General features: G+C 71.3%; 21 protein-coding genes. 12 read left to right on the top strand and 9 right to left on the bottom strand.

Annotated features, from left to right (window positions below; genetic code table 11):
- The first annotated feature begins 44 nt into the window (after positions 1-44).
- The gene (locus AC068D_RS05430; RefSeq protein ID WP_478821631.1) at positions 45-1,022 is read left to right on the top strand and encodes a peptidoglycan-binding domain-containing protein; all 978 of its coding nucleotides are present in this window, start codon (positions 45-47) and stop codon (positions 1,020-1,022) included.
- Positions 1,023-1,151: 129 nt separating this feature from the next.
- A complete protein-coding gene (locus AC068D_RS05435) occupies positions 1,152-1,820 on the top strand; it encodes an HAD-IA family hydrolase (RefSeq protein ID WP_478821632.1) in 669 nt (222 codons plus the stop codon).
- Positions 1,821-2,131: 311 nt separating this feature from the next.
- On the opposite strand, the gene AC068D_RS05440 is transcribed toward AC068D_RS05435, so the two are convergent.
- Positions 2,132-2,716, bottom strand: coding sequence for a TMEM165/GDT1 family protein (locus AC068D_RS05440; protein ID WP_478821633.1), 585 nt, complete (start codon positions 2,714-2,716; stop codon positions 2,132-2,134).
- A gap of 302 nt (positions 2,717-3,018) precedes the next feature.
- On the bottom strand, positions 3,019-3,768 hold the full coding sequence (locus AC068D_RS05445; RefSeq protein ID WP_478821634.1) for an ABC transporter permease: 750 nt from the start codon (positions 3,766-3,768) through the stop codon (positions 3,019-3,021).
- A 186-nt stretch (positions 3,769-3,954) separates the two neighbouring features.
- Here AC068D_RS05445 and AC068D_RS05450 point away from each other — a divergent pair, with 186 nt between their 5' ends.
- From AC068D_RS05450 to AC068D_RS05470, 5 genes are all read left to right on the top strand, one after another.
- Entirely contained in the window at positions 3,955-4,608 is a 654-nt protein-coding gene (locus tag AC068D_RS05450; protein WP_478821635.1) for an HNH endonuclease family protein, read from the top strand.
- Between the two features lie 86 nt (positions 4,609-4,694).
- Positions 4,695-6,386 (top strand): alkaline phosphatase D family protein, encoded by a 1,692-nt coding sequence (locus AC068D_RS05455; RefSeq protein WP_478821636.1) that lies wholly within the window; start codon positions 4,695-4,697, stop codon positions 6,384-6,386.
- A 127-nt stretch (positions 6,387-6,513) separates the two neighbouring features.
- Positions 6,514-8,466, top strand: coding sequence for an FAD/NAD(P)-binding protein (locus AC068D_RS05460; protein ID WP_478821637.1), 1,953 nt, complete (start codon positions 6,514-6,516; stop codon positions 8,464-8,466).
- A 56-nt stretch (positions 8,467-8,522) separates the two neighbouring features.
- The gene (locus tag AC068D_RS05465; RefSeq protein ID WP_478821638.1) at positions 8,523-8,990 is read left to right on the top strand and encodes a DoxX family protein; all 468 of its coding nucleotides are present in this window, start codon (positions 8,523-8,525) and stop codon (positions 8,988-8,990) included.
- A gap of 407 nt (positions 8,991-9,397) precedes the next feature.
- On the top strand, positions 9,398-10,024 hold the full coding sequence (locus AC068D_RS05470; RefSeq protein ID WP_478821639.1) for a DedA family protein: 627 nt from the start codon (positions 9,398-9,400) through the stop codon (positions 10,022-10,024).
- On the opposite strand, the gene AC068D_RS05475 is transcribed toward AC068D_RS05470, so the two are convergent.
- The 3 genes from AC068D_RS05475 to AC068D_RS05485 all read right to left on the bottom strand — a co-directional run bounded on the left by AC068D_RS05475 (position 9,996) and on the right by AC068D_RS05485 (position 11,181).
- Complete coding sequence (locus AC068D_RS05475) at positions 9,996-10,232, bottom strand: DUF2277 domain-containing protein (protein ID WP_478821640.1); 237 nt, start codon at positions 10,230-10,232, stop codon at positions 9,996-9,998. The genes AC068D_RS05470 and AC068D_RS05475 overlap by 29 nt on opposite strands.
- A gap of 174 nt (positions 10,233-10,406) precedes the next feature.
- Entirely contained in the window at positions 10,407-10,625 is a 219-nt protein-coding gene (locus tag AC068D_RS05480; protein WP_478821641.1) for a hypothetical protein, read from the bottom strand.
- 124 nt (positions 10,626-10,749) lie between these two features.
- Positions 10,750-11,181, bottom strand: a complete 432-nt coding sequence (locus tag AC068D_RS05485; RefSeq protein WP_478821642.1) for an FxLYD domain-containing protein — start codon at positions 11,179-11,181, stop codon at positions 10,750-10,752.
- Positions 11,182-11,358: 177 nt separating this feature from the next.
- Here AC068D_RS05485 and AC068D_RS05490 point away from each other — a divergent pair, with 177 nt between their 5' ends.
- A complete protein-coding gene (locus AC068D_RS05490) occupies positions 11,359-11,790 on the top strand; it encodes a phosphatase domain-containing protein (protein ID WP_478821643.1) in 432 nt (143 codons plus the stop codon).
- 659 nt (positions 11,791-12,449) lie between these two features.
- On the top strand, positions 12,450-12,785 hold the full coding sequence (locus tag AC068D_RS05495; protein WP_478821644.1) for a hypothetical protein: 336 nt from the start codon (positions 12,450-12,452) through the stop codon (positions 12,783-12,785).
- Positions 12,786-13,234: 449 nt separating this feature from the next.
- On the opposite strand, the gene AC068D_RS05500 is transcribed toward AC068D_RS05495, so the two are convergent.
- The 3 genes from AC068D_RS05500 to AC068D_RS05510 all read right to left on the bottom strand — a co-directional run bounded on the left by AC068D_RS05500 (position 13,235) and on the right by AC068D_RS05510 (position 15,186).
- Positions 13,235-13,774: a hypothetical protein gene (locus tag AC068D_RS05500; RefSeq protein WP_478821645.1), complete on the bottom strand. Its 540-nt coding sequence runs from the start codon at positions 13,772-13,774 to the stop codon at positions 13,235-13,237.
- 75 nt (positions 13,775-13,849) lie between these two features.
- Positions 13,850-14,437 (bottom strand): hypothetical protein, encoded by a 588-nt coding sequence (locus tag AC068D_RS05505; protein ID WP_478821646.1) that lies wholly within the window; start codon positions 14,435-14,437, stop codon positions 13,850-13,852.
- A 218-nt stretch (positions 14,438-14,655) separates the two neighbouring features.
- Positions 14,656-15,186: a hypothetical protein gene (locus tag AC068D_RS05510; protein ID WP_478821647.1), complete on the bottom strand. Its 531-nt coding sequence runs from the start codon at positions 15,184-15,186 to the stop codon at positions 14,656-14,658.
- A gap of 288 nt (positions 15,187-15,474) precedes the next feature.
- Here AC068D_RS05510 and AC068D_RS05515 point away from each other — a divergent pair, with 288 nt between their 5' ends.
- The 3 genes from AC068D_RS05515 (at position 15,475) to AC068D_RS05525 (ending at position 17,316) form a co-directional block, all read left to right on the top strand.
- On the top strand, positions 15,475-15,999 hold the full coding sequence (locus AC068D_RS05515; RefSeq protein WP_478821648.1) for a hypothetical protein: 525 nt from the start codon (positions 15,475-15,477) through the stop codon (positions 15,997-15,999).
- Between the two features lie 278 nt (positions 16,000-16,277).
- Positions 16,278-16,553: a hypothetical protein gene (locus AC068D_RS05520; protein ID WP_478821649.1), complete on the top strand. Its 276-nt coding sequence runs from the start codon at positions 16,278-16,280 to the stop codon at positions 16,551-16,553.
- Between the two features lie 424 nt (positions 16,554-16,977).
- On the top strand, positions 16,978-17,316 hold the full coding sequence (locus AC068D_RS05525) for a carboxymuconolactone decarboxylase family protein (RefSeq protein WP_478821650.1): 339 nt from the start codon (positions 16,978-16,980) through the stop codon (positions 17,314-17,316).
- 243 nt (positions 17,317-17,559) lie between these two features.
- Here the strand turns inward: AC068D_RS05525 and AC068D_RS05530 are convergent, their stop codons facing one another.
- Entirely contained in the window at positions 17,560-18,177 is a 618-nt protein-coding gene (locus AC068D_RS05530; RefSeq protein WP_478821651.1) for a hypothetical protein, read from the bottom strand.
- Between the last annotated feature and the right edge of the window lie 74 nt (positions 18,178-18,251).

Below are 18,251 nucleotides of genomic sequence, written 5' to 3' on the forward strand. Positions count from 1 at the left end.
CGGGCTGCATAATCGCTGGCAGCTCAAGGGGAGGGAACCCAACGATGACGGGACGCATCTGTCCTGAATGCGGCACGCCGCCGCCGGAGACCTGCGGCTGTGCCTGGCGCGCGGGGAACTCGGCCGATGCCGGGCGCCCGACGAGCGCGGTGGCGCACTTCGACCCGCTGCGCATCCGTCCGTACGTCGCGTTCCCGCCGCCCGCGGAGCCGGACCCGTCCGGCCCGCCGCCGGAGGTGCTGTCGGTGGCCGGGCCGGTGGCACCCCCGGGTGCGGGGAACACCGCCGCGCCGGTGGCCGACGACACCGACACCCAGGAGCTCGGGTACGCGTACGAGCTCACGAACCCGCAACCGGGGCCGGCCCAGGCGCCGGAGCGGCCCGTGCGGCGGCGCGGCCCGGGTCTGCTCATCGCCGCGGCGGCGGCCGTCGTCGGCGTGCTCGGGACCGCGGCGGTCGCGGGCGGCCTGCTCACCGGGAACGACGACGAGCGGGACAGGGCACTGCCCGACATCGAGACGATGGCACCGTTCCTGAGCGCCGGCCCCGACACGTCCGCGTCCCCGCGCGCCACTGCTTCGAAGAAGCCGGGCACCTCGCCGTCCGCGTCACGATCGCCGTCGGCGTCGCCCCGGGCCGCTTCGTCGCCGTCGACTGTCGTCGCCGACGCCCCGGCCTCGCCCTCCACCACGGTCCGCGCGTCGGGACAGGTGTCGCAGGGCACGCCCTCCGGGGGAACGCTCCGCCCGGGCGACAGCGGCGCCGAGGTCGTCGAGCTCCAGGAGCGCCTCGACCAGCTCCGGCTCTACTACGGACCGCCCCACGGCCACTACGACGGCCGTGTCGAGGACGCGGTGGCCTCGTACCAGCAGTACCGGGGCATCGCGGCCGACCCGGTGGGTGTCTACGGCGCGGAGACCCGCCGCTCCCTGGAGGCCGAGACGGAGTACCCGTACGAGAGCTGGGACGAGGACGGCGACTGGGGCGGGAACGGCGGAGGCCGCGGCGGCCGGGGCGACTGACGGACGGCGGAGTGGCGCCGCGCCACCGCTTTTTGTATCGTAAGAAAACAAAGTGGTTCCCGCTCGTTCTCCCTGACCGGCGGGCGGGAGCCGCTCTGTTCCGTTCTCCCCCCGAGCTGGAGCTCACCGATGTCGGCCACCGCTGCCCCGTCCGCACTGACCGCCCGCGCCCTCCTGCTCGACATGGACGGCACGATCGTCAACTCGGACGCCGTCGTGGAGCGCGTCTGGCGCGACTGGGCGCGGATGCACGGTCTCGACCCGGACGAGGCACTCAAGATCGTCCACGGCCGGCAGGGCTACGCCACGATGGCCGTCCTGCTGCCGGACCGGCCCATGGCGGAGAACCACGCCGAGAACCGCGAGCTGCTCGCCCAGGAGACCGCCGACGTCGAGGGTGTCGTCCCGGTCGCGGGTGCCCCCGCCTTCATGCGGGCCGTCGCGGCCGTGCCGCACGCGCTCGTCACCTCTGCGGACGAGGCCCTCGCCCGGGCCCGGATGGCGGCCGCCGGACTGCCCATGCCGGAGATCCGGGTCACGGCCGAGTGCGTCGGGGCCAGCAAGCCGGACCCGGAGGGCTTCCTCAAGGGCGCCGCGGAGCTGGGCTTCGCCCCGGCGGACTGTGTGGTGTTCGAGGACTCGGAGGCGGGCATAGCGGCCGCCCGTGCCGCCGGGATGCGCGTCGTCGGCGTCGGCCCGCGCGCGGGCGCCTTCGGGCCCGACGTCCATGTGCAGGACCTCACCGGGCTGACCGTGGCCGCCGACGCGACCGGCACGATCACCCTCACGTTCGCCTGAGGCCGGTGTCCGGCCCCGGCCGGGGCCGGGGCCGGGGCCGGGCCGCACCCGGGTGCCCCGTCCGGTGCCCGGAGACGGCACCTCCCGCCCGCAGCCCTTCCGGCACCTGAGGACGGACACACCGGCCGTCCCACGGCCAAGGTCACCGGTCACCGGTCACCGGTCACCGGTCACACCACGGCACCGGTCGCACCGCCCCCCGCCCCGCGCACCGGCGCTCCCCCGCACAGGCGCGGCGACGCGGGGTCACCGGGAGCGCCACGCGGGCCCGGTCCGGACCCCGGCCCGCCCGTCGAGGCCGTCGGCGCGCGTCAGCCAGTGACCGCCTCGAACAGGCTGAACCCGGCCAGCGCCGCCATCAGCGCCGCAGCCACCTTCGTGATCAGTCGCAGCGGTATGTACTTCATCAGCGTCCTGCCGCCCACGATGCCGAGCCCCGCCACCGCCCACAGCGCCAGCACCGCGCCAAGGCCGACCGACAGCGGGTTGTCGTAACGGGCGGCCAGGTTCGCCGTCATGATCTGTGTCAGATCACCGAACTCCGCGACCAGGATCAGCATGAATCCCGCGCCCGAGACCTTCCAGAACGACTGGTCGGCCGGTGCCTTGATCTTCTCCTCGTCGTGCTCGTCCTTCTTCAGCAGCAGCATCGCCGCGCCCGCCAGGAACAGGAGTCCGACGACCGCCTGCACCAGCCGCTGGGGCAGCAGCGTCAGCACGCTGCCTGCCGCGATGGCCAACGAGACATGGACGGCGAAGGCGGCCGCGACCCCGGCGAAGACGTACGACGCCCGGTAGCGCGTGCCGAGCATCAGCCCGGCCAGGGCGGTCTTGTCCGGAAGCTCGGCGAGAAAGACGACGCCGAAGGTGATCGCCGTGATCGTGAAGCTCAGCACGGGTGGGGTTCCTCAATCGGTGGGGCTCCGCCGCACCGAGAGACCTGAGCGTTCCAGGGGTCGCTTCGGCACGGCAGCGCCATGAATGGTCATGGGTCACTACTGGCCGAAGGTCTCGCTGGCGGACCGCGCTGGGCGGCCGCCTCCGGGCGCCGGCCGAGACGAGCTCGGCAGTATGTCGACGTTCCGGCGAAGAGCTACTCCCCTTCTGCTCCGTACAGGGTACGGGACGCCCTCACCGTCGGGTGAGGCCCCGGAGCCGGGCAGACGAGCGGGACCGCCCGTACCGGCACCCGTACCGCTCAGGGACTCCCGTCCCGGTGCAGCAGCCCCCGGGTCACCAGCTCCAGCACCAGCGCCACCGCGACCGCCTGCACCGCCATGAGCCCCACCAGTACGAACAGCTGCACCGCCCCCGCCTCCCACGGTGAGGCCCCGCCCAGCAGCATCCCCACGAACGCGCCGGGCAGCGTCACGAGACCCACGGTCCTGGTCTGGTCGAGCCCCGGCAGCAGGGCATCGGCCGCCGCGTCCCGCGCCACCTCCATTCGGGCATCCCGGTCGGCCATCCCGAGCGCCATCCCCGCCTCCACCTCGCCGTGCCGCGTCGTGAGCTCGTCCAGCGCCCGCCGCCCGCCGAGCACCGTCGCGGTGAGCGCCCCGCCGATGAGGATCCCGGTGACGGGAATGAGCGCGATGCCCTTGACCGGCACGAGCCCGGTGAGCAGCAGCACGACGACGACGGGTGCGACACCCGCACCGATCGGCAGCGCGGTGCGCCACCAGGTGCCGTTGGCCGTGATGCGGCGGCCCGCGGTGCGCACGGCGACGCCGTACATCACCAGCAGGAAGGCCAGCAGCAGCGGCACGGCGCGCACCACCCAGCCGATGACGAGCGACACCGCGGCGAGTTGCACCGCCGCCCGGACCCCTGCGACGGCGATCTCGCGGGAGCGGTGGCGGCCGAGGCGGGCGACGGCAGCGACGGTGGCCGCGGCGGCGAGAAGTACGGCGAGGACGACCCCGAAGGTGGCATTGACCGGCAGGAGCACGCGCCAACCCTAAGCAACCCGCGGCCGGACAGCGGCACATGCCGGAGTGTCAGACCCCTTGATATGACGTGTCCATGTCTCCACTCTGTTACCTGGCGCCCACCCAATCGCAATCTGGCGCCATCAGGATGGCGCGGGCCCTGCCGCAGGGCCTCGTCAATACCCCCCACCCTCATGGGAGTTCGCATGTCAGGTGTCTACGCGCGTCGCGTTTCACGTGCCACCGTGCTGGCCGCGTCCGCAGCACTCGCCTGCACCACCACGCTGCTCACCGCCCCGGCCGCCAGTGCCGCCCCGCCCACCCCGGTCAGCGCCGCCACCGCCCGTTCGTACCTTGGCCAGCTCACGGTCAGGACGGAAGGTTCCTCCACCGGTTACAGCCGCGACAAGTTCCCGCACTGGATCACCCAGTCGGGTGCCTGCAACACACGCGAGGTCGTCCTCAAGCGCGACGGCTCGGGCGTCGTCCAGGACTCCAGCTGTGCCGCGGTGAGCGGGAGTTGGTACTCCCCGTACGACGGCGCCACCTGGACCGCCGCCTCGGACCTGGACATCGACCACATCGTCCCGCTGGCAGAGGCGTGGCGCTCCGGCGCCAGCTCCTGGTCCACCTCCTCGCGCCAGGCCTTCGCCAACGACCTCACCCGCCCCCAGCTCATAGCCGTCACCGACAATGTGAACCAGGCCAAGGGCGACAAGGACCCGGGTGAGTGGCTGCCGCCGCGCTCCTCGTACAACTGCACCTACGCCCGTATGTGGGTGCATGTGAAGTACTACTGGAACCTGTCGGTGGACTCCGCCGAGAAGTCCGCCCTGCAGTCCGTCCTGAACGGCTGCTGAACGGCTGCTGACCTGTTCCTTCACCAGGGAACCGCGCTACCCTCCCCCGTCGTTCCGTACCGTACGTGGGCGACGGAGGAGGGCACATGGCAGCCGGGCTGCGCCTTGGACCAGTACTGCGGTACGTCGACTGGGAAACCGGCGACCGCGCGACCGTATGGGTCGAGACCGACCGGCCCTGCACGGCCGAGGTGCGCTGCGAGGCCGCCGCGGGCGGCGGATCGGTCCGTACCTTCCAGATCGAGGGCCACCACTACGCCCTGATCCCGGTGACCGGGCTGACTCCCGGCTCATCGACGGCGTACGAGGTCCTGCTCGACGGCCGCCGCGTCTGGCCGCTCGAGGACTCCGGCTTTCCTCCGAGCACGATCCGCACCCCCTCGGTTCCCGCCGAAGGGGTGCGGATCACGTTCGGGTCCTGCCGCTGGGCCGCGCCCCCGGCCGACGAGCACGACCCGATCGGCCCCGACGCACTGGACACCGTCGCCGCGCGGCTGGCGGCCGACCCCACGGCCGAGCGACCGGATGTCCTGCTCCTGCTGGGCGACCAGGTGTACGCGGACGCGACGTCCGGGGCGACCCAGCGCTGGCTGGCCGCCCGACGGGATCTGAACGAGCCGCCGGGCACACAGGTCGCCGACTACCAGGAGTACACCCACCTCTACGACGAGTCCTGGCTGGACCCGGAGGTCCGCTGGCTGCTCTCCACCATTCCCAGCTGCATGGTCTTCGACGACCACGATGTGATCGACGACTGGAACACCAGCGCGTCGTGGCGCGACGAGATGCGGGCCACGGCGTGGTGGCAGGAGCGCATCGTCAGCGGTCTGATGTCGTACTGGGTCTATCAGCACCTGGGCAACCTCTCCCCGGACGAACTGGACACCGACCCCCTCTACGCAGCCGTACGGGACACCCCCGACGGGACCGATGCGCTGCGCCGCTTCGCGGCGGAGGCCGACGCGGACACGACGTCCGTGCGCTGGAGCTACCGCCGCGACTTCGGCAGGACCCGGCTGCTGATGGTGGACACCCGCGCCGGTCGCGTCCTGGAGGAGGACGGCCGGGCGATGCTCGACGAGGACGAGGCCCGCTGGCTGCGCGACCAGGCACTCGAGTCACCCGGTGCGTACGACCACCTCCTCATCGGGACCTCCCTGCCCTGGCTGCTGCCGCCCCTCATCCATGACGCGGAGAGCTGGAACGCGGCGCTCTGCCGGGGCGCACGGGGCCCCCGTTGGGCCCGCTTCGGAGAAAAACTGCGCAGACGGGCGGATCTGGAGCACTGGGCGGCCTTCCCCGACTCGTTCGAGAAGCTGACCCGGCTGATCAGGCAGGTGGCCGACGGCCCGGACGCGCCCGCGACCGTGTGCGTGCTCTCCGGGGACGTCCACCACGCGTATGTCGCCGAGCCCGAGTGGCCGGACGGCGCCCCGGACGCACGGGTGCTCCAGCTGACCTGCTCCCCCGTCCACAACGCCATCCATTCGTCGGTAAGGCTCGGCTTCCGCTTCGGCTGGAGCCGTGCCGGGCGGCGGCTCGGCCATGCACTGGCCCGGTACGGCAGAGCGGGACGGCCGGTCATCGACTGGCACCGGACGGGCGGTCCGTGGTTCGGGAACCAGCTGATGACGCTGGTGCTGCGCGGACGTTCGGCGGAGCTCCGGCTCGACCAGGCCCGGGGCGACCGCCGGACACGGCGGGGCCACGAGCGGCCGGACCACTCCCATACACGTCTCGTGACCGTCGACGAACGGAATCTGACGAACGGCCCCTGACGCTTCACACAGCGGGGGATGATCCTCACGACCGCCCCATCGACTCCCCACACAGCGACGGCATGATGATGCGGACGATCCACTTCCCCACCCGCCGTGTCCCCACATCGCCCCGGGAGTCGCCGTCTTGTCCGTTCTCCGGCATGCCATTGCCCTGGTCGGCGCAGGTCCCCGGGGCACCTCGGTCCTCGAGAGACTCTGCGCATCGGCGCCGGAACTGGCCCCGGACACCCCGCTCACCGTGCATGTGGTCGACCCGGCGCCGGCCGGTCCCGGCCAGGTGTGGCGCACGGACCAGCCCGCCGAACTGCTGATGAACACGGTCGCATCCCAGGTCACCCTCTTCACCGACGAGAGCGTCGACTGCGAGGGCCCGGAGAGGCCGGGACCGAGCCTTCACGAATGGGCCGAGCTGCGGGACGCCGCGGCGGAACCGGCCCGGGCCGGGCCGCACGGCGGAACGCGGCCCGTCGGAGCCGGGACCGGTGATGAGCGGCTCGGACCGGACGACTATCCGACGAGGGCCTGCTACGGCCGCTATCTGGAGTGGGCCTTCCGCCGGATCGTCGAGAACGCCCCGGCGACGGTACGGGTGGAGGTGCACCGGGCACGCGCGGTACGGCTCGACGACGCCGGGGACGGACTCCAGAGCGTCGTCCTGGACGACGGCACCCTGCTCGGCGGCCTGAGTGCGGTGGTGCTGGCACTGGGGCATCTGCCGGTCGCGCCCGGCGACATGTGCGCCCGGCTGGACGAGTACGCGGCCCGGCACGGGCTGCGCCATTTCGCCCCCGCCAACCCGGCGGATCTCGACCTGTCCGGGATCACTCCGGGTGAAACGGTCCTGCTGCGTGGCCTCGGCCTCAACTTCTTCGACCACATGGCGCTGCTGACGACGGGCCGGGGCGGCGTGTTCGTACCCGAGGGGGACCGCCTGGTGTACCGGCCGTCGGGGCAGGAGCCGCGGTTGTACGCGGGCTCGCGGCGCGGGGTTCCGTACCAGGCACGCGGGGACAACGCGAAGGGAGCGTCGGACCGCCACCATCCGCTGCTGCTCACGCCTGAGGTGATCGCGGTCTTCCGCAAACGCGCCGCCGCGGGCGATCCGCCGGATTTCCAGGGCGAGATATGGCCGCTGGTCGCCAAGGAGGCGGAGACGGTCTACTACGAAGCGCTGCTGTCCCCGGGGCCCGGTTTCCGGTCCCGCTTCCTGGACGCCGCACCGGGCAGTCCCGAGGAGGCCGCGGTCCTGGACGCCTACGGCTGCACCGCGGCGGACCGCTGGTGCTGGGAGCGGATCTCGTACCCGCACAGGGACGAGACCTTCACCGGCCCGGCGGCGTTCCGCGGCTGGCTGCTCACCCATCTGCGGCGGGACGCCGGGCACGCGGCGCTCGGCAATGTGGCGGGCCCGGTCAAGGCGGCCCTCGACGTCCTGCGCGACATACGCAACGAAGTCCGGAAGATCGTGGACCACGCCGGGCTGTCCGGAACCTCCCGGCGCAACCATCTGGACCACTGGTACACGCCGTTGAACGCATTCCTGTCCATCGGGCCGCCGCGGCGCCGGATCGAGGAGATGGCAGCGCTGATCGAGGCCGGGGTGCTCGACGTGGTCGGCCCGCGGATGACCGTGAAGGCCGAGGACGGGCGCTTCATCGGCGAGTCCCCCGACGTCCCTCGCTCGGCGGTGCCGGCGACGTCGCTGATCGAGGCGCGGCTGCCGGAGCCCGATCTGCGGCGCACCCGCGACGAGTTGCTCGCACGGCTGCTGCGGACGGGTGAGTGCCGGGTGCACACCGTCGGCGCGTACGAGACCGGCGGACTGGATGTGACAGCGCGCCCGTATCACCTGATCGACCGCCAAGGGCGGGTGCACCCGAGGCGGTTCGCGGTCGGCGTGCCCACCGAGGGCGTGCACTGGGTGACCGCGGCCGGGGCCCGGCCGGGGGTGGATTCGGTGACGCTGTCGGACGCCGACGCGGTGGCGCGGGCGGCACTCAGGGCCCTCGCACCTCCGCGTGACGTTCTCATGAAGAATGACCGCCGGCCGAATGTTGAACTTGCAAGTATCGATTAGGTCTGCCTTACTTGGGTCTCATCGGTTTCACGTCCCCAGACCGAAGGAGTTCCCCCATGGCCACTCGTGCGCTCTCTGCACGGCTGGACCGGGCCCAGCCCTATGCGCTGGGCCTCTTCCGCATCGTCGTCGGCGTGCTCTTCACCTCCCACGGCGCCGACTCGCTCTTCGGCGCGCTCGGCGGTGTGCACGGCGACCCCGTGCCGACCGGCGCCTGGCCGGGCTGGTACGCCGCCGTGATCGAGCTCGTCGGCGGAGGCCTAGTGCTGATCGGCCTCGGCACCCGCTTCGCGGCGCTCATAGCCTCGGGCTCGATGGCGTACGCGTACTTCACGGTGCACCAGCCCGAGGGGCTGTTCCCGCTGCAGAACAGCGGAGAGCTGTCGGCGTTCTTCTGCTGGGCGTTCCTGCTGCTGGTCTTCACCGGCCCGGGCGCGCTGGCGGTCGACAGACTGTTCGCGTCGCGCGGCGCAGCGGCGGACGGCAGCAAGAGCGACGAGCGCGCGCCCACCGTCGCGGCCTGACGCAGCGGGTCACTGCGGCGCAGATCCGCCCGCTGCCGCGGTGACCCCCGGTCCGCCCGATGCCACGGCGGGCCCGGGTCCCGAGAGCGTGGGCCGAGCCGCCCGCGGTTTCCCGGCGCGGCGGCCCGGGGTCCACCTGCACGCCGGCGGCCCCTCGTGAACCGGCGGCCCCTCGTGGGCCACCGGCCTTCCACCACCGGGACCGGGACGGTACGGAACGGCCGGCTGCGTTGCGACCGCGACCGCGACCGCGACCGCGAAAGAGTCCCGGCCACCCGACGGCCCCGGCCTCGACCACCCCTGACGATCAGCCCTCGGAGCACAGGCGTACGCTGTATGGCTGTCATGCCGCCCCTGCCGCTCACCTGCGACGTCGCGGCGCGGTCCTGGGGAATCGGGGTGTCCAGGTGCTCGACAGTGTGGTGCTGCTGACCGGTGGTCCATGGATCTATGCCGTCGTGGCCTTGTCCGTACTGCTGGACGTGTTCCTGCCGGTACTGCCCAGCGGTGTGCTGGTGATCACGGCGGCGACGGCGGCTGCGGCAGGTACGACGGCGGCCGGCACCGCCGGCCAGGTGCCGCCCCAGGAAGTGCCCTCGCTGCTCGTGCTGCTGCTCTGCGCGACCACCGCCTCGGTGCTGGGGGACCTCGTCGCGTACCGCGTCGGCTGGCGCGGTGGAGAGCGGCTGGACCGGGCCATCGCGCGTTCCCGGCGGCTGACATCGGCGCAGGAACGTCTCGGCACGGCCCTCAGCCGGTGCGGCGGCCTGCTCGTGGTCATCGCACGCTTCGCCCCGGCCGGCCGCTCGGTGGTGTCCCTGGGCGCGGGCGCCACGCACCGCAGGGTGAAGGAATTCCTCCCCTGGTCCGCCCTCGCCGCGGTGGCCTGGGCGGGCTACAGCATCGGCCTCGGCTACTTCGGCGGCCAGTGGCTGGGCGCGACCTGGGTGGGCGTCGGAGTGTCGGCCCTCGCCCTCATCGGCGCGGGTTCGCTGGCGACGTACGTCATGCGACGTCCGGCTCCGTCCGCCTGACCCCTCGCACCTCGAGCCCGTCGAGCAGCGCGCGGGTGGCCCCGGCGATCTCGTCGACGGCCCGGTCGAACACTTCCTGGTTGTGCGCGGCGGGTGCCCGGAAGCCGGACACCTTCCTGACGAACTGCAGGGCTGCGGCCCTGACGTCCTCCTCGGTGGCCTCGTGCGGAAGGGCTGGCGGTCGGAGAGTCTTGATACTGCGGCACATGAGTCCAGTGTGGGTCAGGAGTCCGCCGGCCGGGAGGTGCCCATCGGGAGGGAGTCCACGGAACCGGTCGGCCCTGGGTCCTCCCCTGCCGAAGGGCCCACCTCCCCGAAAGGCCGTAGGCCCCTGCCGAACGGCCGTCGGCCGCGCATCCCGACCGCCCCGCGGGGGCGTGTCTCATGCGGCGTCGGCGACCGTGCGACCGCTCGGAACGGAAACGTCCCCGGGGTCGGCGTCCTCGTCGACCGCCGCGGCCCACTCCACCAGAAGCCGCTGGTAGCGGGCCTCGTCCACGGCGGACAACCGGCTGCCGGAACGGGCCCAGAGCGCACGAATCTCCGCATTCACCACAGCGGCGGACCGCACGGAACCAGGCTCGCGAAGGTCGGGGGACATATGCACAAGGTTACGGCTCACCACTGACAAGAAGCACCCGTAGGCCGGTTCGGTGACGGAAACCATAGTTTCGACGGCGCCGGGCCTCGGGCGGAGAGTTCCTCGGGCGCCTCAACGCCCCTTCTCAGGAAGCGAACCGGGTCACCTTGGTCACCTTGCAGTCGACCTTCTCCGCCACCTTCGTCAGGGTTTGCACCTTCTTCTCGGCCTTCTGCCCGGGCGCCAGATGACTCGTGGCGGCGAAGCCGTCCTCGACACGGGTGCCGGCGCTCGTCACGAACTCGACGGCGATCCAGTAGTTGCTCGTCCCGCTGCTCTTGTTCGTGATCGTCAGCTCGACGGACGGCCACCCCGTGATCCGGTCCACCTCGCACCCGGTGATCTCGACATCCTCCACATGTCCCCGGTCCGCCGGTCCGGCGTCCGCCTCCCCGCCGGATCGCGCGCTCCCTCTCCCGCCGCCCGACTCGGCCCGGCCTGCGCCCTGCATCATCGCTGCGACGAGCACGACACCGAGGACCAGCAGCAGCACCAGCCCTCCGAGCGCGCTCAGCACGGCGATCAGCGCCGTGTTCGGCTTCCGCGGGGGGCGGGGCTGCCGGGCACCACCCCGAACCGGCGGCTGCGGGCCTTGCTGTCGCGGATACGGATGGGACACGAATCCCCCATGGCTCGTACAAACGAGACGGGGTCACCATACGGCCGGTGCCCGGGACCCGCTACGTTCGGAGCAATGAATGAGCCCTGGCATCCCACCACTCCCGGAGTCCTGCTTCTGCCCTCCGGGCGGCTCGTTCGCGGCCGCGCCCTGCGCCGCCCCCTCCCGCCGGGACTTCCCCCCACGTACGCGGTCCACCTCTACGGGAAGGAGCCCCGGGCCGTCGCGTGGGAGGCCCACTGGCTCCGCTGGCCGGACTTCCGTCTCCCCCACGATCCCGGCCACGCACGTGTGCTGCTCCACGAGGCCTGGACCCTCGCCGCCACCGAACGCGTCGAAATCGCCTGCGGCGGCGGCCGCGGCCGGACCGGTACGGCTCTGGCCTGTCTCGCCGTGATCGACGGTGTACCACCGGACCGGGCAGTGGACTTCGTGCGCCGGAACTACGACCGCCACGCCGTGGAAACTCCCTGGCAGCGGCGGTACGTCCGCCGCTTCTCCGTCTGACCCGGCGCACGTCCGGACGGAACCGAATCGTTTTCCGGTCACACCTCTATCCCGATGGCTGAAACCGATGCATGCTGTGCGCACCCCGTCCGGCACCGCGTTCCGGGCGGGGGCCACGCCGTCCCTCCCGGCCTCCCCACGGGAGGGTCGACGCCTGCCCCTTGCCACGGCCCCGTAGCGCCGCGGCCCGGCGTTCAGCAGCACCGGAAGAAGCTCGATTCCGGTGCCCGCCCCGCCTCTTGTCGCGCTCCGAGCTGCTTCTCCTGCTCCGACTCCTCGGCCTCGGGCGCATGAGTTCCGCGGACTTCGGCGCGGTGTCCCGACCGTCCGGGTGGAACGGTCCCTCACGGACTCGTCGGTGTCGGCAGGGACCGGCCAGATCCGCCGGGAGTTCGACCGGCGTGAGGCCCGGATGGGGACGGCGGCGAGGCCGTACGGCGTGGCGGGCGACGGCGAGTTCGTCGGTTCGCAGGGCCGGGGCGGCCGAGCAGGACCGCGCCGGGGCCGCGGGGAGTTCGACCGGCCCGCAAGGCGATGCCTGTGCTCACTCCTGCCCGACCCCTGCCGGTCCCGGGACGGCCCCTTCGTGCGAGAGTGGCCCGGTGCTTCAGAACCCTGACAAAACCCTGTTCGTTCGGGGTACCACCCCCGTGCTCCTCATGGCCGACGCGCCCGTCCACGACGTCCTGCCGGCCCTGAACGCGCCCGACGGGGCGGTGCCGCGGTGCGAGGGATGGAGCATCGTCCCCAGGCTCACCCTGTGTGTCGTGGACGGACCGGAGCACGGGCTCGTCATACCCGCCATCGCCGTGCCGGTGCTCGACGGGACCGGCATGGGCACCGAGGCCGGTGACGTGGCCGACTGGTGCGAGGATGCCGAGCAGGCCGGCGGCGCCCTCGTCCTGTCGGTCGACCGGCTCCCCGAGGTCCTCGACTGGTCCCATCTGCTGGGCTCGGGCACCGCCCGAGGCGGCTTCCTGCCCATCCTGGCCTGATCCGGGCCAGGTTCGGATCCCACGTCGGGCGGCTGTCGTCGACGCGAGGACGATGAAGTCCGCACGGCCCGGCCGAGCACCGGCTCGGCAGCACCATGGGCGGATGCCCGCCGCCGGCCCGTCCAAGCGGACCTCGACACCGTGCCGCACCGGCGGAGCGGCAGCGACGGCGCCCACTGGGCCGAGGTGCCCGAGGTCATCCCTGCGCACGGCGCCACGAACGTGCGGCGTGTTGCACGACGCGGAAGGGACAGGGCGCCTTGCGCGGCCCTGCCGGACGGTCCGCCTGGGGTCTTTTCGTGTGGGTCGGGCTGGATCGGTGAGCGGGGTCCGGTGCGTGCGATCGCAAGGCGGAGGAAGGAGCTCGCGCGGAGCGTGGGCGACCGACGACAACGCTGCGAGCGTGCGTGCCGGGGCACGCGAGCCCGGCACGATCCGAACGAGAGGCCCTAGAAGTCCACGTCCTTTGCGTCGCGTTCTGCGAGCCTCTTCAAGGTGATCAACTGCTTGCGCATCATGATGAGATCACCCCAGGCGAGCAGTCTGCGCTGCAGCCGATGGACGAACGCGACCCGTGCCTCGACATCCACCGCCACGAGCAACCGACAGCCCTGCGCGGCCGGTTCGACGGCGTAGGTGACCGCCATGCGCCCATAGCGACGGGCGGGGCCTTCCGGGAGCACTGCAGTGATCTCCCGGTTCTCGGTGAACCGGACGATGTGGAACACCATGAACGGCTGGCCGACCTCGAGGGCATCCACCTTCTCGGGCAGCCGGTCGGGGCTCCTGCGACCGCGGAAGTCGATCCAGTCGTAGCTGTACGGCGCTTCACGCAACTGCGTGAGCCACCGGTAGACGAGTTCGCCCGGGGCGGCCACATGCACGGCTCGGGTCCAGCGTTCGTACCCGGTGCTCATCACGTCGTCACAGGGGTAGCCCGCCCGGTGCTCCGCGGCCGTGGCACCCCACACCGTTCCGTTCCGCTCCATTTCCCCAAGCGTACGTGGTGCGATTCCCCCTGTGGAGACGGCGTCGTGGCGCTCCCGCACGGTCGTCCGTCCGGTTCAGGTACGCCCGGAATCCCTCCGCACCCGAGCCCGGTCGAAGAACCACACACCCAGACCGACCAGTACGGCCGCACCGAGTCCGTAGACCGGCAGCCACATGGTCGTGGTGGCTGCCAGGCACTCGGCAACGGCGTTGTGGCTGTGGATGTCCTGTGCGTACGCCAAGGCGGTACGGTCGCGACCGGCAAGGTCTGCCAGCGAGGCCTCCACACGTACGCTCTCGTACGTCCCCAGCTCGCGACACTCGCTGCGGGTACCCGGCATCGGAAACAACCACGCCCAGCGCTGCAGCATCGGAGCCAGCGCGATCGCGATGCACAGGCCCACAACCACCGAATACGCCGTCAGGTTGAGCACGTAGGCGGAGCGGGGGCCGGGCGTCGACGCCGGCAGGCGATAGAAGCAGATGATCAGAACAAGAAGCGTGAGTCCGATGTACGTGGCGAACCACTGCCAGGAACCCTGCGCGAGTGCGGCCGTCAGAACGGCGGCGAACGCAATGCCGATGACTCCGGGCTGAGGCGTTGTGCTGTGGCCGCCCGTGCCGATGGTTTTCCGCGCTTCCTGGGGGCTGAGGTCGTCCACGGTCTCTCCCGCCTGCTTCCGTGGCCATCAGTCTGCGCGAGGACCCCGCCCTCGCCCGACACCGTGCCGGACCGGTGGTCAGCCCCGCCCGGATGGCGGAGCCCATCGGCGTGAACTGCTCGCTCCGGCGCCGCCGTCGCGGCGGGACCGCAAGCACATCCGCCAGGGGATCCGGACCGGGTCTCATATGCGCAGGCGCCTGGCCTGCACATCGGACCTCAGTGAGTGGAGGCCGGGGGCAGGCAACCGGTCTCGGGGTAGTGGCCGTTGACGTCAGCCCACACACGGTCCTTGCTGACGGCTCCTGTCACGCAGGCGGACGTGCCGATCCAGATGCCGTACATGCTGCCTTCGGCCTTGTTCATCGCGGTACCGACCCACCGCTCGTTCACGGAGAAATAGGCGGGGGCGGCGAGCTGCGCGAGGACCGGCCGCACCTCTGCCGGACTGATCCTGCCGCTTCGGCGCAGCTCTTCGAGCGCCCGTGCGACCTCAGTGGCCATCCGTCCGGCCGTCTTCTCGTCCTGCGGGCTCATCTCGCCGGACTGCCGGACCCTGTTGTTGTCGGCGTAGTTCGGTGGCGCGTCGGACCCCGGCGCATCCGGGGTGGGTGCACCGGTGTCGTCGGAGCCGGCCGAGGACGTGCCGTTGAGGTTGGAGAACACGTCGTCCGTGCGTATCCCGCAGCCTGCCAGTGTGAGGACGGCGGCTGCGGCGGCGACGGCAACCGTGTGGTTCCGTGTGGGCATGGCCCGATGCTTCCCGCCCGGTGCGGCGGGGACATGAGTACCGGTACTCATCTTCGCTCCACCGGTGGTGCGGTGAACGACACGAAGCCCACCGGCCGCCGCCACCCCTTGCGGCATGCTGCGCCGACACCGGGGGCGGGGACGGGCCGCGCGCGAGGCGTGCCTGGACGGCGCTGGGTCTCCGGCCTGCGGTCGACCGACCGATCGACGGCCCGAAGGTCCATGCTCGGCGTCCTTCAGAGCCCTGCTTGCCTGGCGTTGGTGAACCGCCGTCGCGATACTTGCCTTATGGGGGACGGTAATTGGTGGATCGGAGTACTCACTGCGGTCACGGCGCTCGGCGCCAGTTGGGTCACCAGTCGCGGCAACGCCCATTCAGCGCGGGTCGAGGCCGAAGTCAATGCCCATGCCGGACAGGTTGCGGAGGCACGTGACAGGAGGCGCGAGGCGTACAGGACGCTGAGTGCGAGTGCCCATGGGTTGGCAGAACTCTTCTGGCGGATGGAAGAAGTCGACCGGTCATCGGATGCCTCGTTGAAGAGGGCGATTGTTGCCGAGATGCAAGCAGCATCCAGCCAGGCGCTGAGCGATGTGACCAAGGCAAGCACGGATGTTCTCCTTCACGGCCCTGCATCTGTCGCTGAAGAGGCGGGTGCGCTCCGCCACGTCGCCGTGGTGGCGTTCTGGAAGCTCGCGGGGCTCGTGGACGGGTCCGGTGAACAAAGAGAGCCCTACAACCTCGCCTATCGGGAGTTTCGGGAACAGCAGCATCGATTCATCGAGGTGGCCCGCGACGCCTTGGAGGTGAAGTGATCGCGAGGTCGGCGGAGTCTCCATGGCCGAGTCACCATCGCCGATCTTGAGACCGTCGTGGCGCAAGTCACCGCGGGTTCACATCCCACACCCACTGCCAGATGAAACGGCCCCTGACCAGGATCGACGGTCAGGGGCATCGACCTGTCCGGTCGCTGTGATCGCCGATGTTCCCCGTTGCTCCCGGTCCGATCGGGCACGCAAGGGGCACGCCCTTGCTCCACTGGGGCTGGCGCGCCGGTTGGCGGCCATCGCAGGGGGTGCGCGACAGTGAGTGCGTGGGCCTGTACATGTCGTGGACAATCGATCACGTCGGCACCGCGGGGCAGGACGTGAAAGACGTGGAGGCGGCTGGCTATGCCCTGATGGGTTCCGTGGAGCGGGCACGGCGGGCCTTCGACTCCCAGGCGTCATGGCAGAAGGTGTGGGATTGGGCGGCCCTCCTCCAGGACCAAATGCTCGATGCCGGCCGCGCGGCTGTGCGGCGAGGCGAGCAGTGGTCGGCGACCGTCGGCGGCGTGTCGGTGATGCTCATCCCACGGGGAGACCTGTAGACGCGGTCGGTGCAGTCCCAGTGGCCGAGTCAAGGCTTTGCCCGACTGCCGGTGCGGTCAGGCGTCGGTGTCATCGACCGCGGCCGGCCAGTGATGGGTTTTGCGGGCGTCGATCCCGACCCATGGGTGGGTCAGCTGCTCGGCCGTGTGCGTCTCCTCAGGGCAGGCAGCATGCCGTTCGGCCCGAGGAGGTCATTCCCGAGCCACCGGAAATCGTCGTTGCCGGGATCCCTCGGGAGGTCGTCGTCGCCCGGGCCACCGTGGAGGTTGTCGGCCTGTCTGCCTTCCGCCTCGGACGGTCTCTCGACAGGCAATCCGCAGGAAACCGACTTACGGTCGAGCAGGAGACGCTGCACCGAGATGCGGAGCCCACGTTGCTTCCGCCGCCGATCCTCGTCACGAGACCATCAGGAGACGACCTGCCATGGCCACAGCATCTGAGACCCCGGTACTGGACACCCTCGCCGCGATGTCGGTCGACTCGATCGAGCGGTGCGGGCTGGCCCCGGACATGTTCATGCTCACCCGCATCGCGGCCCTCGCCGCCTCGGACGCTCCGCCGATCTCCTACGTCGCCCACATCGACCCCGCCCTCCAGGCCGGCCTGACCGCCGACCAGTTGCAGGACGTCCTGGTCGCCATCGCGCCCATCGTGGGCACAGCCCGCGTCATGACGGCAGCCGGCAACATCGCCAAAGCACTCAGCATCGAGATCGCCGTGGCCGAAGCAGAAGCCGAGGCCCGTGCCCGGGGCGGAGCATAGAGACGTCCCCAGACATCCCCAGACGTCCCCCGAGCCCTGGAGCCACCAGCCACACCGGGCGCCGATGATCGGCGCACGGTCCTGGCCTCGTGCCCCACCCAGCCGGCTCCCCTCAGGAACCCCGTCCGTCGGAGCCGCAGACCCGGCAGACGGTCTCTGTCCGCCCTCAGCGTTCACGTCGACCACAGCTTACGGATCACGCCGAATGCAGCCGCGCCTCAAGTGCTGTCGCATCCGGGCGCGTCAGTCATCGCACACCTCGGCGGTCTTGCGGGGGTCGTCCGCGAGGATCTGCGCAACAAGGCGCTGCGCCTGCTCCTCGGCAGGTTCGTCCTGGGTGACGAGCAGTTCGTGCCAGAACCGGGTCGGGCGCTCGCCCGGGTGGTGCGTGCAGCTGCTGAAGTACACGTCCACGCTCCAGGGCGACTCGCGGCAGGGGTCCACCCTTTCCAGGACGCAATCCCACTTTTCGAACCAACCGCTGTCCGCAAAGGTCTGCGTCAGGATCCGGGCGACGGTGTCCACCGGTTGCTCCCAACTCACGTCTGCTGCCGCGCGCGCCAGTTCGGCGTCGTACTGGGCGGCGTCGAAGTGGAAGTCCCTGGCAGGCAGGGAGTCGATGTGGCTGGTGTTCTCCCAGGACGACCAGATCACCCGGTCGCCCTGGCGGCGGATCGTGACGTAGAGGGCTCCGCAGCACCCGGGAGTGCAGTCGGGCTCGGACAGAACGATGCGCCGCGGGTCCTCCGTCGCTGCCAACGGCCAGGCCTGCGCCGGGCCGGCCCATTCGTCGTGGCAGCCGGCCAGCCCCTCGGGGTGGACCTCCTTCACCACATCCCGGCCGTCGATGAACGCGCGCACCTGCACCCAGTGCGACCAGGCGTCGGGGTCCGGGACGACGTGGCGCAGGCTGAGGGTGCTGATCGCTGCTCGAG

The organism is Streptomyces sp. NPDC043861 (assembly GCF_056435905.1).

Coding starts and splice junctions, on each gene's coding strand:
- AC068D_RS05475 (WP_478821640.1), bottom strand. CDS start 10,232: ATGTGCCGCAGTATCAAGACTCTCCGACCGCCAGCCCTTCCGCACGAG.
- AC068D_RS05450 (WP_478821635.1), top strand. CDS start 3,955: ATGTCAGGTGTCTACGCGCGTCGCGTTTCACGTGCCACCGTGCTGGCC.
- AC068D_RS05430 (WP_478821631.1), top strand. CDS start 45: ATGACGGGACGCATCTGTCCTGAATGCGGCACGCCGCCGCCGGAGACC.
- AC068D_RS05495 (WP_478821644.1), top strand. CDS start 12,450: ATGGCCGACGCGCCCGTCCACGACGTCCTGCCGGCCCTGAACGCGCCC.
- AC068D_RS05465 (WP_478821638.1), top strand. CDS start 8,523: ATGGCCACTCGTGCGCTCTCTGCACGGCTGGACCGGGCCCAGCCCTAT.
- AC068D_RS05525 (WP_478821650.1), top strand. CDS start 16,978: ATGGCCACAGCATCTGAGACCCCGGTACTGGACACCCTCGCCGCGATG.
- AC068D_RS05500 (WP_478821645.1), bottom strand. CDS start 13,774: ATGGAGCGGAACGGAACGGTGTGGGGTGCCACGGCCGCGGAGCACCGG.
- AC068D_RS05435 (WP_478821632.1), top strand. CDS start 1,152: ATGTCGGCCACCGCTGCCCCGTCCGCACTGACCGCCCGCGCCCTCCTG.
- AC068D_RS05490 (WP_478821643.1), top strand. CDS start 11,359: ATGAATGAGCCCTGGCATCCCACCACTCCCGGAGTCCTGCTTCTGCCC.
- AC068D_RS05515 (WP_478821648.1), top strand. CDS start 15,475: ATGGGGGACGGTAATTGGTGGATCGGAGTACTCACTGCGGTCACGGCG.
- AC068D_RS05455 (WP_478821636.1), top strand. CDS start 4,695: ATGGCAGCCGGGCTGCGCCTTGGACCAGTACTGCGGTACGTCGACTGG.
- AC068D_RS05480 (WP_478821641.1), bottom strand. CDS start 10,625: ATGTCCCCCGACCTTCGCGAGCCTGGTTCCGTGCGGTCCGCCGCTGTG.
- AC068D_RS05510 (WP_478821647.1), bottom strand. CDS start 15,186: ATGCCCACACGGAACCACACGGTTGCCGTCGCCGCCGCAGCCGCCGTC.